This window comes from Rhizobium sp. X9 (assembly GCF_018873185.1).
GTDB classification, from domain to species: domain Bacteria; phylum Pseudomonadota; class Alphaproteobacteria; order Rhizobiales; family Rhizobiaceae; genus Agrobacterium; species Agrobacterium oryzihabitans.
The window spans coordinates 177,732-193,078 of sequence record NZ_CP071313.1; the positions used below are offsets into that span (position 1 = coordinate 177,732).

The window sequence follows — 15,347 nt, forward strand, 5'->3', positions numbered from 1 at the left end:
ATCAAGGAATTAGTTGAACCTCGTTAATTGCCGCACGAGGTCTTCGGCCTTGGACAAAATCTATAATGTTGTCAGCAGCCTCGTGCTCGATAGCCAAACGCGACTTCGCCACTGCTGAGCCTATGTGGGGTGTCAAGATCGAATCATGTTCGCGATTGAGGAGACCCCCGTGGACCTTGTCAGGCCGGTCGGGTCTGGCCCAGTCCTCCATCTCATAAACATCAGCGGCGTAGCCTCCCAAGCGCCCCGCCTGCAATGCAGCGACAACAGCCTCTTCATCAACCACGCTTCCGCGTGCAGGATTGATAAGAAGTGCTCCTTTGGGCATTTTGGCGAGTTGTTCAGCGCCGAGGAGATGCTTCGTTTCGGCCGAAAGCGGGAGTGCACACACAAGAAAGGTAGACGACGAGATCAACTGGTCAAATTCAAGAGGCTTTACGTTCAGTCTGATCTCATCGGCTTTGTCCAGGGATTGACGATCCCAGTACGACACAATGGCGCCGAAGGTACTTAGGCGCTGTGCTATAGCTTTTCCGATCGCTCCCATCCCTAAAATGCCGATTGCTGTGCCCTGCAGCCCAAGGCCGTAAAACCGAGGGCGCCAACCTTTGTAATCCCTCCTGACGCTCTTGTCGCCTGGCAGAATGTGCCGCCCAAGAGCAATCATCAGACCGATTGTAAGTTCGGCTGTCGGGTCAGTGAGAAGATCGGACACTATCGTGACGTGGACTCCACGCTGCGTGCAGGCTTCGATGTCGAAGTTATCGAAGCCTTTCAGCGCACATGCCACAAGTTGAAGATCGGGAGCGTGCGCGAGTACAGACGCGTCGATCATGTCCGGCATGAACGCCATCATCGCCTTGGCGTCGCTCAATTCTGCGAGCAGTTTCTCGCGGGGCCATGTATCATCAGTATCGTTGCAAACTAAACGAGCGTGGGGAGATAGCTTTGAGATAATCTCCTCGTGGACGCGATGGGTGATTACTACCTTTGGGAGCATTTAATTTATCCTTCTATTGCAGCTGGCGGCGGAGGAGAGCGCCGACCTGGTCAACGATGGTGACCATCAGAAGGACAACGAGCATGATCGCAAGAACCTCCTGATAATTCATGATCCGGAGGGATGTCATCAACTCGAAACCGATACCACCAGCTCCCACAGTGCCCAGGATTGTCGAGGCGCGGAAGTTGTACTCCCACCGATAGATGGTCACATCGGCCAATTGCGGTAGAACTTGTGGCAAGATCGCCCGCGTCACGATCTGGAACGGCGACGCACCAGCTGCGCGTGCGGCTTCTATAGGCGCATTATCGCAATGCTCGATCGCCTCCGCAAAGAACTTGCCCACCATGCCAACCGAGTGAAGACCAAGAGCCAGCACGCCTGGGAGCGCTCCAAATCCCACTGCCGCCACGAAGACGATGCCCATAATCAGCTCCGGGATCGACCGTAGACCATTCAACAATCCACGCGAGATCATATAGATGACAGCGTTGGGTGCTGTTTTCCCTGAGGCGAAAAAGCCAACTGGAAGTGATATCAGTACCGCGATCGCAGTCCCAGCTATACTCATCGCCAGAGTGTCGATGAGAGGGCTGATCCACTCCAAGCCTCGGTTGAAATCCGGGGGAAACATTTCCGTACCGAGCTGCCAGAGCGCAGGAAACCCAGATCCCAGACGCTCCAGATCAAGAAGACCGGAGTGATAACTGCTAACAATGATCACACACGCAATTGCCAACGCGATCACGCCAGCTCTGGTCCAAGCTTTGTTTTGATGTTGAAGGATAGAGTCGTAGTCGGCCGACGGCTGTGTCATCACATATCCTGGAAGAAAGGACGCAGGCCAGCGCCTGCGTCGAAAGGTGAGAAACTGTCTCGAACGCGCCTTACTGACTCAGGTCCAAGTTCAGCACTTTACCGAGCTCACGGACGACGTCGTAGGCTTTGTCATCGATCGGAGCGAACCCATCGGCTTTGAAGGATGCCAATACCTTTTCGTCTTTAAGGTCGATGAAGGCTTTGGTGATCGCCTCTTTCAACGAAGTGTCAAGATCCGACCGCATGGTCCAGGGGTACTGCGGGAACGGATCGGACTCGGCGAGGGCGATAACTTTCTTAGGATCAATGGTGCCACGAGCGACCATTGAATTGTAGATGGGCAACGAAAGTCCGCCAATCTGAGCATTGCCATTCTGCACTGCAATAGCCACGGCATCATGCGACCCTACGAAGTTCTCGCTATAGTCTTTTCCAGCCTCAACTCCGGCCTTAAGCAGCATAGATTTCGGGATAAGGTGGCTTGAGGTGGAAGCCACGTCCCCAAACGCGACCTTTTTCCCTTTTGCATCTTCAAGGCTTTCGATGCCAGCCTCTGCATTGGCGACAACTACAGCGCGATAGGTGGTTTCGCCATCCTTCATAAGTGCTGCGAAAGGCTCGATATCAGCCTTGGTTTTCGCGAGCGTGTAAGAGAGCGGCCCGAAATAAGCCAACTCAAGCCGGCCGAAACGCATCGCTTCGATCATTGACGAGTAGTCGGTCGTTACGATCAGTTCAATCTCCCGACCGAGTGTCTTCTCAAGATACTCCTCGAGAGGACGATTGTTTTTGATGACAGTGGCGGCGTTCTCGTCCGGTAGCAACGCGACGCGCAATGTCTCTGGATTTGAGCCAGCATGCGCCAACGAACTCCAGCCAAGAACGGCGAGGAATGCGAGGGACAGAAGCTTCTTCATAATGCGGCCTCCATGGCAGCTAAAGGTTGATCATACTCGTAGTTGGACAAATCTTGTGTTGTGGTCGGATTTCTTGGGGCGCTGCGGTAGATCGACGCACACATTTGATCGGTCAGTTCGTCGACAGCGGCGTCCGCAACCACTTCCCCGTCGCGCATAGCAATGACCCGGTCGCCGAACCGGCGAGCTAGATCGATCTGATGAAGGCTGATCACAGCAGTGATGCCGTCGGCTGTGCATATTTCGCGAAGCTGCGACAGGACCTCGACAGCCGTTTCAGGGTCCAGACTTGCAACGGGCTCATCTGCAAGGACCAGTTGGGGCTTCTGGACCAGCGCGCGCGCAATGCCCACCCGTTGCTGCTGACCGCCGGATAGTTGATCCGCCCTGACGAGAGCCTTATCAAGAAGGCCTACGCGTTCAAGGCATTCCAACCCCAGCCTTCGATCCGAACGCGGCATAGGGAACAACGTACGCCAGCCAGAGTGGTAGCCCAGGCGGCCCGTCATGACGTTGTCGAGCGCGCTCAAGCGCCCTATGAGTTGGTGCTGCTGGAATATCATCCCAGTTCGCCTTCGGTGAATGCGAAGCTTAGTTTCCGCATCCAGAGCACCAATATCGTTAGAAGTGATCGAACCAGACGTCGGCGCAACCAAGCCGTTGAGTGTCCGGATGAGGGTAGATTTGCCTGCGCCGGATCTACCGAGGAGCACGACGAACTGACCCTGGTTGAACGTCAATGTCGTTGTCTTCAAAGCTTGGGTGCCGTTGGCATAGGTCACGGCAACTCCGTTCAGAGCCAGCATCACAATAATCCTGATCGTTAGTGGTGCATCGATTGAATATTTGCATCACTATGGGCGACATATGACGTCCGTTTATCAGGCTCGTGAAACTTCAATGACAGCACTTAAACTCAGCTCTACCTCCTCGCGTAGCTGCGATGGAGAAATTTCACCCAGAGCCGCCTGATCATGACGGCCCGGTCCCAATTCTACACCACCTTGACGGATGCTATCCCATATTCGGCCAGATAAACCGGCCCTTCTCCAGCCGCCGGGTAAAAAGGCAGGCGCCCAGACCATCATGCCAGATGATCTTCAAAATATCCGATCTGCGGCCCCTGAAGACGAAGAGATGCCCTGACAACGGATCATGCTGCAGAACCTCCTGCACCCGAAGCGCCAAGGAGGGAAAGCCACAGCGCATGTCCGTATATCCGCGCCTTCCTGGCGGGCACCCTTGATCCCGAATATTCCCGTCAGCTGACCGAGCAACTACGACAGGCAGGCGTCCCGGTTTGACCATGCCGTCGCTGGCAATTAATCTGAGCACGTGGCGGATGTTTGCAAGCAGACCCGGATGTTTGCGAGCACATTGGCAAAGAGCGTGAGCACGACGCCCGCTCCATTGTCAGATAATTCGAGCAGAAAATGCCGATGTTTGCGAGCAGAGGCGCTTATGTTGGCAAGCCGCTACATCTATGGGGCGTCGATCTTGAGCGCGCCATGAAGGAGGCCGCGCCCGAGATCGGGGAGAAGATCGGCCTACAGCATGAGGGTTCCACCCCCGTCACCTTGCCGGATGGGACGCAGACGCACCGCAACACATGGAAGGTTCAGGACGCCGGCGATCTGGCCTATAGCCAGCTAGAACGCCGCCTGTCCCGGTCGGGCGTCAAGGAAACCACGCTCGACTATACCCGTGACTTTGCCGAGCGGCGCGGGATCGCGGAGCAAATGGGCGTCCGCAGCGAGATCGAGATTCCGGCCGAGCGCGCGGCCGGGCTACGTGCGGAGCGGGAGTCGACGGCCGGGGATCATGCGCTTGATCGCAGATCCTCGCAAAAAGTCGGCCGAGATCTTGCGCAGGATCTTCGTGCAGATCCGCGCGAGGATCTCGCCAGCGATCGACAGCAGCGCCGCAATCCGTTCGAGGGCCTGAAACTCGCGCGCGGCGCGGCGGCCGAGGGGCCGCAGCAGGACCGCGCCGGCGAGGACGGCCCGCAGATCGATCAGAAACGGCCACAGCAGGCCGAGAAGCAGCGGCGCGGTATGTTCGCCGGCCTCAAGCTCAATGCGCGTCCTGCACCCTCGCAGGAGCGCAGCGAGCGGCCGGAAAGGGAAGGGAGCTTGCGGCAGGCGCCTGCGCCCGACCGGCTGACCGAGCGGGCGCGGGGGCAGTCGCCGCTTGAGCAGGCCGTTGACCGCTATTCGCGAGCCTATCAGTCGATCGACCAGCATCGGCGCGAGGGCTTGCCGGTCCTCGACATGCAGCGGCAGGAAATGCGCGATGCCGGCCAGCAGCTCGACCAGGTGCAGGGCGGCATGAAAGATTTGATGCGCTCGACCCTGCAAAATGATCCGGAGACGGCGCGCGCCATGACCGAGCTTTCCGGCCGGGAGCGTGTCGCGCAGGTCATCGACGGCATGAAGCGCGAGAACGCCGCGCTGCAAGACCCGAATGTCAGGGCCGAGCGGTTCGTGAACCGCTGGCAGGAACTGGACGGCCAGCGCCAGAAACTTCGCGGCTGGCAGCACGACGAGGCGCGGGGCAAGGTCGAAAGCCAGATGAACGGCCTGACCAAGAGCCTTGAGCGTGACCCGCAGGTAGATTCCATCCTGCGCAATCGCCGTCAGGAGCTTGGAATCGGGCAGGAGCTTCGCCGGGGGCAGAGCATCGCCCATCAGTTGCAAGAGGAAATGACACGCGGCCAGCGGCTCAGCCGGGGCATCGGCATGTCAATGTAGGTTAGGGAGTGACCATGACGGAGCTGGACGACGACAGGGAAGGTATCGAGCCGGAAACACTGGACGAGGACGCCGGCGACCCGGCCGCCGCGTTCGACGCGCTACGGCGCACGATCGAGACGCAGGGCGCGCAGATCGGCGCGGAAATGACGGTCATCCGTCGCGGGCTGGAAGCCGCCTTCGACCAGTTCGAGAAGATCGAGCCGCAGGCCGACTACAAGCCCCAGCTCGCCCAGCTCGTGCAGGCGCTCGACAGCGTTGCGCAACGGATGCACGGCGTTGAACAGTCACCCATTCTCCGGCAGGGCGCGCAGCACTATGCGGCGGCGCTTGAGCGCAGCGGCGAGGGCTTGGTGAGGACGGCCGTGCAACAGCTCGAGCGGCAGGCGTCCGACCTCGAGCGCGCCGGCCGGAATCTTTCGGCGCACGTCGCCAGTGCGCGGGAGCGCAAGCGACAAAATTGGTGGCTTGTCGCCGCGTTCGCTCTCGGCCTGATCGTCGGCGCGCTCGTGATGCTGTTTCTTCCGCGCCTGTTGCCGTTCTCGGCCGCGCCGCGTGTCGCCAGTGTCGTCATGGGCGAAAGGCCGTGGCAGGCCGGTATGAGCCTCATGGCGTTCGGCAGCCCGGAAGCATGGCAGCGGGTGGCGTCGGCCGACCAGCTCATTGAGGCGAACAGGGACTCGGTAGCGGCTTGTTGGGAGGCCGCGCGCACGTCCGGAGGATCAGCGTTGCACCATCACCGTGAAAGCGACGGAATGATCGGCGTTTTCACTCGGCAAACAAGTGTAGAGATCACTTAGGCTCCAAGTCACCGTTCGATTAACTGACCATCATCCGTTAGATACATACCATCTGATAGGTAAACTAGCCCATCTTCGTCGGCGGCATCGGAAAGCTCCGCCCATATCTCAGCCATATCCGACAGTTCCAAGCCGAGGGCATTTGCCAAGGATTGCCCTCCTTGCTCGATTTGGGTTTGGCTCAAGCCAGTAAATTCGACGTAGCGCCTGCCATGGAGGTCGCTTGCATGTCGGGCCGACGCCCCAAATGCGGAAAAGATGCTGGCCGCATGTTCGATGAGGCGTTCTTGATTTGGATATGGGGCTTTACTTCTGTCGTCTTCTCCGGCTGTCGCTGTCATAACAGTATAGGATGCTTGGAACCGAACTATTCTCAGAAGCACAAAACTATCTGACGACAAGCAGTATTGAGCCTGACTAGAATCAAATTTGTCCGACGAAGAAATTGTAGCCACAGGGTTTTCTCTTACGTTGCTGCACCTCTGCAAATGCAGGTGGGTGAGTTTTGTCTCGCTCGCTTGCAACAGCGCCTAGCGTCCCTTGTCGGAAAGGTGTCCATCGGGCGATATCCACAGACCATCCGAAAGATAGGCGTCGTCGCGGCCGTCTCCCCCGATCGCGTTATACAACGCATCCGTACGTTGTCCTAGAATAGGGCTGGCGCTCCTCCGGCTAGGTTTTCGATCTGAAATCGAGACGGCCATTTCGAAGAGGCGCTGTTCGGGATCGGAGCGATTGGTGCGTAAGAGGCGGCCGGCAGGATCAATCAACTCTCCTAACCGAGATGGATCAGATATCGAGGAGCGAACGGCTTCATGATCGTGCCCCAGGCTGACGAGATGTTGCGTTAGCCGCCCGAGCGCGCTCCTGGTTTCTTCTTCTGACGGCTCAAAGTCCTTTGTGATCACACGCAAGATTTTACCGCTCTGACCATCAAAAACGACTTGTCCTGCCTGCGATAGGTCGAACCGGCATGTCATGCCGCGAAAAGATTGCAATCCAGAAAGCACCGCAAGAATGCGCGAAAGCGAGGTGTTAATCGGCCAGTTCTCACGTTCGAAGAGCAAGGGTTTGTCGCTCTTCTGTTCAACTACGATCCAGGATCGGTGGTGAGAGGAAGCGAATGTGAGCCGCCCTGCCAGGAATTCGGGCCAAACAGCGGCCATGATCATAACGGCTTCTTGGACCCCGATGTACTGGTCTTCAGTCCATGAGCGGAGCTGCCGAACGAGCGGCCGCTTTTGATGATAATCTAGCGCCGCAGCGGTCAGAATATCGAAATTCGAAGCGACTCCTTGATTGTTACGGTGTTTTTCGAGCCAATTTTGCTCACTGTCGGCTCGATCTCTCATAAGAAGACGACGAGAGACGCCTATAACGTCCTGATTTGATCCGCCGTTGGCGAATTCTTCAATTATGAGCGGATTTCGAAACCCATCCGGAAGCGTGGTAATATAGCTGTTTTCCGGGTTATCCTCATCTTCATATGGAATGCCGAAGTGGCTTCGGAGGTAATTCTCGGCAACCTCATTCGACCGCTTCTTGCGTTCCTCCGGTGTTAGGTCTTGCTCGTCATCATCCCAGAATTCCTCACTATCCTGGTCGTCCTCTTCACCGTGTATTTCATATAATGGCTCGTAGATCGCCTGAAACGGACTGCCGCCAAAACTTGCCAGAAGACCTCTTGGTCGAACGAGAGCCCAAGTAGGGCCATGCGAACCATTCCCGTTCGAAGGCGAGGAATCACAAATTAGCAGTCCTATCCAATCCGCATGACGGAGATAGACCTTTATTACTTCTACGACATCGTTGGTCGTCATATGTCGTGCGTTGACGACATGCAGAAATATTTCGAAGAAAACGCGCTCTTGCACTTCGGACATGTGCCATGGGACGCGATCACCTTTCAAGCGATCCCATTCGGCAACAAACCTGTCCGATATCTCCTTGGCGACGGAAAATATTTCGTCATCACTCATGATCGCCCCTCTCACTAGCTGCCGCTACTTCTCGGCGCGGCCGTATTCGTATTGTTGTCGGATCAGACCAGAGCCGCTTGCGGATCGAGCGGCTTACCCTTGAAGGGCGCGACGTTGATTTCCCCTTCCCGCTTGCGGGCCTGGGCAATGTCATAGCTGTTCTGCATCCGCATGAGCGTATCCATCGACACGCCGAAAGCCTTCTCGACCCGGAGCGCCATTTCCGGGGAAAGATGCGCGCGCTCGTTCAGCATGGCCGACAACGCCGCCCTCGTAACACCTAGAACTTGCGCCGCGCTCGTGACCGAAAGGCCAAGAGGCTCGATGATCTCACTTTTGACGAAGCCGCCGGGGTGGGCGGGGTTTTTCATACGGATGCCCTGCATCGCACTCATAGCCACCTCCTAGTGGTAATCTTCATAGTCGAGGTCGATGATCTCGATTTCAGTTTGGTCGATCCGGAACGTGATCCGCCAGTTCTTGGTAACGAACAGGCTCCAGGTGCCTTTTCGATCGCCGGTGAGCTGATGGGCCTTCCAGCTCGGGACCGTGCGCAGCTCGTCTTCCCGCTCCATATCTTGCAGGAAGGTGACGATGCGACGGACTTTCGGCACTACGGCCGCCTGCAAGCCGGTGGCGTCATCATCTTCGATGAATCGGCGCAACCCCTTATGGACCACGTTTCGGATTCTCATGTGCCGTCACTATCAGGCTGAAACGTATAGTGTCAAGCGACGCTATACATTTGCGTCATTTCATCGGGTAGGTGCAGGATACGTGTAAAAACCGGTCACAAGCGTTTTTGGGAGGCTATCGTCTAAGGTCTTCGACGCCGAGTTCTTTCCATATCCATGAGAAATCGTAGGTGGCCATGGGGTTGTGCGGGTCAGGCCCGGACGATGATCGCATTTCGAGATATTTGAGCCATTCGGCGACCTTTTCGCGACCGGCCTTTGTCCGGGCGGCGGCGCGCGGGGACTTGTCGCCGAGCATGCCGACGGGTTCGTCGAGTGTGGCGCGATATTGTTTGTCGAGCATGGCCTGAACGAGCGGTGTCGCCACTTCCGGCGGGATATCGTCCTTCGATGGCTTTCTCCCCTGTTGGGCAGCTTTCAGCTGTTCGATGGTCTGGATGCTGGTGAGCGGCGCGCGCACCATCTTGTCGAGGATATTTTGCACCAGCTCCCCGCCTCTTTGCGCCCGCTCGGCAGAGTTGACCATCAGGACGAGAAATCGGCCTTTGATTTCGAAATTGCCAAGGACGGGCGTACCGTCTTCCATGGTGACGCCAGCGACAAGCGCATCCGGGTGACCGGGCCGACCGGCTCCCTTGGCGGGCGGGCGACCGAGCCAGTTCCAGAACAGTGGATTTTCCTGGCGCAGGTCGGCGATACCGGCGAAGCGATCGGCGATGTCTCTTTCCGTGATGCCGGTTTCCATGGGAAAGCGCACCTCATGAAACACGATGTCGTCGCCATCGCTGTTACAGACGAGCGGCTGAACCTCGCCGAGCACCCTGGGCAAGGTGTCAAACAGAAAGGCATGGGTGAAGAGAGGCGCTGCCAGGCGGAGAGTGTCGTCGTCGAGGATCAGTTTCTTTCGGGATCGCTTCTTGCCGGTCATGCCCTTGAGCCCTTCGAACAGGGCTTCTGATGCCTCCGGCGAATAGGGTAACAGGCCACCGGTGATGACGTTCGTGCCACCGACATGGACGATGCGGGCGGCGATCCTTTCCCATTGCCGCAAGGTTTGAGTAGCGGTTCCTTCGCTGACCGTCACGGGATCGCCACCGCGCAGGATATCGCGCGCCAGAAAGCTTTTGCCGGGCACGATCTCACTGACTTCGTAGAGACTGATGACCGAGGCACTGATCGCCTTGAGATAGGCCTTGCTGCGGGCAGTTTCCTTAAAGCCCCGGCTTTTGAGATAGATATCGACGAAGGTGTGACCGTCCGGTTCGAAGGCCTGGGTGAGAAAATCCTCGAAGGCGCATCCCCAAAGGGTCATGGCCCAATGGCTGCCGAGAAGCTCGAAAATCTCTTCGTCATCCAATCCGAATTCGTCCATGACGGGCCAAAAGTGGTCGCCCATCACCTCCTCGAACTGGAGCGCCCAATCGTCCCGGCCGAGGAATTTGACGAGGGCGTTCAGATTGAAACTGTTCGCGTTCATGGATGATCCTCCATCGCCAGGGCTGACCTGTCGTTTTTATTGCGTGATCGGGCCTGCTTGACGATCTCTCCGACGCGACCTCGGCTGGCCCGGCCCTCGACAGCCTCTTGGATCTTGCGGATGCTGAGATCGGTGGAGGTGGCGAGGGTCTCGATTTCCTCGACCAGACGGGAGCTGAGCCTTGGCCGGCCGAGATGTTTTCCGCGAGCGGCGGCCGCTTTCATTCCGGCCGTGACCCGTTCGCTGATCAGGGATGATTCCAGCTCGGCCATGGCGCCGATGATGGTGAACATCGCCCGGCCCATGGGACTTGCGGTGTCGATCTGGTCCTGCAGGCTGATGAAGCGCACGCCGAGGTGGTCGAATTCTTCGAGCGCCGTCAGGAGATGGCGGGTCGAGCGGGCGAAGCGGTCGAACTTCCAGACCAGGACACAATCGAGTTCGCGGTTGCGCGCGCGGGTCATCAGGGCGTTGAGCCTGGGGCGCCCTTCGCGGCGGCCGGAAACCGCGATGTCGCAATATTCGCCGACGATGGTGAGACCGGCGCGCTCGGCGTAAGCACGCAGGCCGTCATATTGCAAGTCTGGCTTCTGGTCGGGCGTGGAGACACGCAGATAGAGGGCCGCATGGTTCTGTTGCGGCGTGGGTGCCGGGCGGCGGCGTCCTTTAATGTATTCCTTTTTGGACAGCGAAACGCTATGGGCCGAAGCCTTTGATTTAGGCACTTTCCATGACCCCTTCGGCGAACCCTTTTCCGGACACCTTTATGACATCGATCGACCGTACTGCCTACCCTCGGCTCAGTGAGCGTCTTACCCGGGAGGAACTGGAGCGCAGATACGGTCTGAGCGAAGCCGATCTCGTCTTTATCAGGAACAAGGCACGCGGTGCATCCGGCCGCCTGACGCTGGCGGTTTTGCTGAAGACGCGCCAGGCTCTCGGTTTCTTTCCTGCGCCTGATGACCTCCATAGTGATACGATTGCCCATTTGGCAGCGCAACTGGGTTTTGTCGATCCGCCGATACGTGTGGTTGAAGACGTCGGCGAAAAGACACTCTATCGGTATCGAACGGCGGTCCGTGCCTTTCTCGATGTCGTGACCTATGACGACAGGGGCGAGGAGCTGCTGGCAACCACGATCACGGAAGCGGCCTCAACGATGAGCGATCCGGCCGACCTGATCAATCTGGCGATCGAGGTTCTGGGTAAGGCATCGATTGATCTGCCGGCGTTCAGCACACTCGATCGACTGGCCAATCACCTGCGCATGAAAGTCCATACGAAGATCTACACCCGGACCGCGGAACGTCTGGGCGATGAAGACGTTGCCTTGCTGGATGGTTTGCTGGTCGTTGAATCTGGTGCTGTGACGACCGGCTTCAATCGCCTCAAACATGCCCCGGGCCCGGCCCGTCCTGAAACGATCAAGCTCTGGACGGAACGGCTTGGATGGCTGACCGGCATGCTCGATCCCGATCCTCTCCTCAATGAGATCGCCCATACCAAGCGCCGTCAGTTTGCCGCCGAGGCCCGTAGCATGGAGGTGAGCGATCTTCTCGATATCAGCCGGCCGGGCAAGCGGCATACTCTGCTTCTATGCCTGATCCAGCAGGCTCGCGCGCAATGCCGCGACGAGTTGATCGAAATGCTGTTGCGCCGGGTCCGCAAGACCCAGAACACCGCCAGGGAAAAGCTGAAATCCCTGCAGGACGAGCACCGGGAGATCGAAGAGAAACTGATCACGGTATTGGGGCAGATGCTGGAGAACACCAGGCTGAGCGAAACCGATATGGAAGTTGGCCGTCGGATCAGAGCCGTACTGGCGGAACGTGGCGGCCTCGATCTTCTGTCCGAGCAATGCGAAACGGTCTCGGCCTTTCACCACAACAATGACTTGCCGCTCCTTTGGCCGATCCATGCCAAGGTCCGCGCCCTGCTGTTCAAGCTGCTCGACCTCATGGATATCAGATCGACAACGCAGGACCTCAGCCTGTTGGAAGCGCTGAGCATCGTCATTGATAACAGGAACGCCCGTCGCGACGAACTGGCCTATGATATCGACCTGTCGTTCGCCTCGCAGCGCTGGCAGAGCTTTGTGATCAAGCGCCGCAAGTCGGGTGTCATACTGGACCGGCGTGCCCTCGAAGTCTGTGTGTTCATACATCTGGCCGACGCACTGCAAGCCGGTGACCTCTTTGTCGTGGGGGCTGAAACCTTCAATGATTACCGCACCCAGCTCCTGTCCTGGACGGAGTGTGAGGCACGCCTAGCCGATTATTGCGCCGAGCTTGGGCTGCCGCGTTCCGGCGAGGGATTTGCCGCATGGATGAAGGAACAACTGCTGGCAGCCACCGCCGCTGTGGATGCCGGCTTTCCAGAAAATACGGAGTTGAGCATCGATGCGAGCGGTGTGCCGCACCTCAAGCAACAGAAGGCATCCGGCCAGCCGGAAGGGCTGATGATCTTCGAAGCCGAAGTCCATGCCCGTATACGCGAGCGGCACCTGCTCGATATTCTGAAGGACAGCACAAGCTGGACTGCCTTCACCCGCCACTTCGGACCGCCATCGGGAGCCGACCCGAAAATTGCAAGGGCGCTGCAGCGCTACATCCTCACGGTGTTCGGCTACGGCTGCAATCTCGGCCCCGTCCAGACCGCTCGTCATGCTGTCGGCATCGCCAGCGCCGACACTCTACGCCGGCTCAATGCCCAGCATATCGACACGGCCAAGCTCGAAGCCGCGATGACCGACCTGATCAATGCCTATGATCGTTTCGAGTTGCCGAAGCTGTGGGGCGCCGGTCAGGCAGCGATCGCAGATGGCACTCACATTCCGCTGCGCGAAAACAATCTGCTGGGCTCTCAGCATATCCGCTATGGCGCCTACGGCGGCATCGCCTACCACCATATCGCCGACAATTACGTCGCGCTGTTCACCACCTTCATTCCCTGCGGTGTCTGGGAAGCCATCCATATCCTCGATGGCCTCCTGAAAAACCGCTCTACCGTCCAGCCGGACACGCTGCATGCCGACACCCAGGGCCAGAGCGAACCCGTCTTCGGGCTGGCACGTATGCTTGGGATCAAGCTGATGCCGCGCATGCGCAACTGGGCAGACGTGACCTTCTATCGTCCCGATAAATCGGTCTCCTACCAGCACATCGATGCGCTCTTCGGCCGCGAGATCGACTGGCGGCTGATCGAAACGCACTGGCAGGACATGATGCAAGTGATCCTCTCCATTCAGGCGGGTCTGGTGCTGCCCTCGATGTTGCTGCGAAAACTCAGCTCAAACAACCGCAAAAACCGGCTCTACCAGGCCTTCCGAGAACTCGGCCGTGCCGAAAGAACGTTGTTTCTGTTGCGTTATATCTCCGACCCACAGGTCCGACGTTCCATTCGCGCTGAAACGACCAAGATTGAATCCTACAACGACTTTCTCGACTGGATTACCTTCGGAGGCCCTGTCATCAAGAGCGGCGATCCCGTCGAGCAGGAAAAGCAGGTCAAGTATGCAAGCCTCGTCGCCAATGCCATCATGCTGTCCAACGTCGCCGACCTGACCGACGTCATCAACTCCATGGCGGCCGACGGTCTGACTGTCACACCAGAACTCGCAGCCTCCCTGAGCCCCTACGCGCGAGCGAAAATCCGGCGCTTCGGGAAATACTCAATTGACATGGAGGATATCCCGGAACCGCTCAACCCGGCCCCTCTGCCGTTTGAAATTCCCTTGTGACCGGTTTTTACATGTATCCTGCACCTACCCGTTCATGGCCTTGTCGCGTAAGTCGTAAAACCTGCAACAGATCGGCCACCCCCGGAAAATCAGGGCTTTTCGTGTCGCATGTCTTTGTCGCAAGTGATAGAAAACTTGCGACATGATTTGCGACAGGGGGAAGCCGTGAACCGCCAACCAGATTCCGACGCCGGCCGCGTGTTCATCGGCTATGCCCGCGTTTCGACTCGCGGCCAGGACCTCGATGCGCAGCGGGCCGCCCTGGGCGCGGCCGGCTGCGTCCGCATCTTCGAGGAAAAGGCTTCCGGGGCGAAGCGGGACCGGCCCGAGCTGGCGCGGATGCTCGACCATCTGCGCGCCGGCGACGTGGTGACGATCACCAGGCTAGACCGCCTCGCCCGATCGACCGGCGACCTTCTGGCGATCGCGGAGCGGATCAAGGAGGCCGGCGCTGGCCTGCGTTCGCTGGCCGAGCCGTGGGCCGATACCACGACGCCGGCGGGGCGCATGGTGTTGACCGTGTTCGCCGGCATCGCGGATTTCGAGCGCAGCTTGATCGTGGAGCGCACGAGCGCCGGCCGGATCGCGGCGAAAGCCCGAGGCGTGCGGTTCGGGCCGTCCCCTGCCCTGTCGGCCGAGCAGATCGCGCACGCGCGCCAGCTCATCAGGGACGAGGAAAAGCCGGTTGCGGAAGTCGCCCGGCTCCTGAATGTGCATCGCGCCACCCTCTACCGGGCGCTTGAGAACGCATTAACGTGAATACGCATTGACGTAACCACGTTTAGTTGCCGGCCCTAGAAGTAGTGCCTTTCGCGCCCCCTTACGCAAAGGGTTGCAGAATCGGGCGGTTTCGGGTCTTTCTAGTAACGATGAAAAGCGATTCTGATAGGATTCGGAGGGACGTGGCCGCGCACCGACAAAGGTTGCGAGAGGCTGGCCGCACCTTCGTAAACACCGATCTTCCCGTTGAGCTGGTCGCGCGACTTGACCGGATCAAGGAAGAACGGGGCGCGTCATCGCGCTCGCCGATCATCGAGGAAGCGTTGAGGTTCTATATCGAAGCGAAGCAAGGGACATAACGGCAAAACGCCCGACCGTTGGCGCGGTCGAGCGTTTTTGTAGGCCGTCAGACACACCGTAGAGACGGGGCCAAAGCTCTCCCCTTATC

15 protein-coding genes and 1 pseudogene are annotated in these 15,347 nt (G+C 58.4%); 5 read left to right on the forward strand and 11 right to left on the reverse strand.

The features are described 5' to 3' along the window. Position 1 precedes the first annotated feature (1 nt). The 5 genes and pseudogenes from JZY08_RS26680 to tnpB all read right to left on the reverse strand — a co-directional run. Positions 2-1,000 carry a phosphonate dehydrogenase gene (locus tag JZY08_RS26680; RefSeq protein ID WP_003501101.1) on the reverse strand — a complete coding sequence of 333 codons (999 nt, stop codon included), beginning with the start codon at positions 998-1,000 and terminating at the stop codon, positions 2-4. 13 nt (positions 1,001-1,013) lie between these two features. Then, on the reverse strand, positions 1,014-1,820 hold the full coding sequence (gene phnE / locus JZY08_RS26685; RefSeq protein WP_006473411.1) for a phosphonate ABC transporter, permease protein PhnE: 807 nt from the start codon (positions 1,818-1,820) through the stop codon (positions 1,014-1,016). Between the two features lie 70 nt (positions 1,821-1,890). After that, positions 1,891-2,739 carry a phosphate/phosphite/phosphonate ABC transporter substrate-binding protein gene (phnD, locus tag JZY08_RS26690; protein WP_003501103.1) on the reverse strand — a complete coding sequence of 283 codons (849 nt, stop codon included), beginning with the start codon at positions 2,737-2,739 and terminating at the stop codon, positions 1,891-1,893. After that, positions 2,736-3,545, reverse strand: a complete 810-nt coding sequence (gene phnC, locus JZY08_RS26695) for a phosphonate ABC transporter ATP-binding protein (RefSeq protein ID WP_006473175.1) — start codon at positions 3,543-3,545, stop codon at positions 2,736-2,738. Before phnC ends, phnD begins: the two co-directional genes overlap by 4 nt. A 220-nt stretch (positions 3,546-3,765) precedes the next feature. After that, positions 3,766-3,948 (reverse strand): annotated as a pseudogene (gene tnpB / locus JZY08_RS27695) (IS66 family insertion sequence element accessory protein TnpB); the annotation flags it as partial. 230 nt (positions 3,949-4,178) lie between these two features. On the opposite strand from tnpB, the gene JZY08_RS27760 reads away from it, so the two are divergent. After that, complete coding sequence (locus JZY08_RS27760) at positions 4,179-5,489, forward strand: hypothetical protein (RefSeq protein ID WP_301183745.1); 1,311 nt, start codon at positions 4,179-4,181, stop codon at positions 5,487-5,489. Between the two features lie 14 nt (positions 5,490-5,503). Beyond that, positions 5,504-6,289 carry a DUF6118 family protein gene (locus JZY08_RS26715; protein WP_245292662.1) on the forward strand — a complete coding sequence of 262 codons (786 nt, stop codon included), beginning with the start codon at positions 5,504-5,506 and terminating at the stop codon, positions 6,287-6,289. A gap of 8 nt (positions 6,290-6,297) precedes the next feature. On the opposite strand, the gene JZY08_RS26720 is transcribed toward JZY08_RS26715, so the two are convergent. From JZY08_RS26720 to JZY08_RS26745, 6 genes are all read right to left on the reverse strand, one after another. Further along, complete coding sequence (locus JZY08_RS26720) at positions 6,298-6,630, reverse strand: hypothetical protein (protein WP_092938933.1); 333 nt, start codon at positions 6,628-6,630, stop codon at positions 6,298-6,300. Positions 6,631-6,819: 189 nt separating this feature from the next. Then, entirely contained in the window at positions 6,820-8,268 is a 1,449-nt protein-coding gene (locus JZY08_RS26725; protein WP_216333528.1) for a hypothetical protein, read from the reverse strand. A gap of 62 nt (positions 8,269-8,330) precedes the next feature. After that, on the reverse strand, positions 8,331-8,663 hold the full coding sequence (locus JZY08_RS26730; RefSeq protein ID WP_216333529.1) for a HigA family addiction module antitoxin: 333 nt from the start codon (positions 8,661-8,663) through the stop codon (positions 8,331-8,333). A 9-nt stretch (positions 8,664-8,672) separates the two neighbouring features. After that, entirely contained in the window at positions 8,673-8,963 is a 291-nt protein-coding gene (locus JZY08_RS26735; protein WP_025091540.1) for a type II toxin-antitoxin system RelE/ParE family toxin, read from the reverse strand. 115 nt (positions 8,964-9,078) lie between these two features. After that, on the reverse strand, positions 9,079-10,440 hold the full coding sequence (locus tag JZY08_RS26740; RefSeq protein WP_216333530.1) for a hypothetical protein: 1,362 nt from the start codon (positions 10,438-10,440) through the stop codon (positions 9,079-9,081). Beyond that, positions 10,437-11,165, reverse strand: a complete 729-nt coding sequence (locus JZY08_RS26745) for a recombinase family protein (protein WP_216333531.1) — start codon at positions 11,163-11,165, stop codon at positions 10,437-10,439. Before JZY08_RS26745 ends, JZY08_RS26740 begins: the two co-directional genes overlap by 4 nt. Positions 11,166-11,206: 41 nt before the next feature. On the opposite strand from JZY08_RS26745, the gene JZY08_RS26750 reads away from it, so the two are divergent. From JZY08_RS26750 to JZY08_RS26760, 3 genes are all read left to right on the forward strand, one after another. Then, entirely contained in the window at positions 11,207-14,179 is a 2,973-nt protein-coding gene (locus JZY08_RS26750) for a Tn3 family transposase (protein ID WP_216333532.1), read from the forward strand. Positions 14,180-14,377: 198 nt separating this feature from the next. After that, positions 14,378-14,938: a recombinase family protein gene (locus JZY08_RS26755; protein ID WP_210845950.1), complete on the forward strand. Its 561-nt coding sequence runs from the start codon at positions 14,378-14,380 to the stop codon at positions 14,936-14,938. 143 nt (positions 14,939-15,081) lie between these two features. Further along, complete coding sequence (locus JZY08_RS26760) at positions 15,082-15,258, forward strand: CopG family ribbon-helix-helix protein (protein ID WP_240579517.1); 177 nt, start codon at positions 15,082-15,084, stop codon at positions 15,256-15,258. The last annotated feature ends 89 nt before the right edge of the window (positions 15,259-15,347 follow it).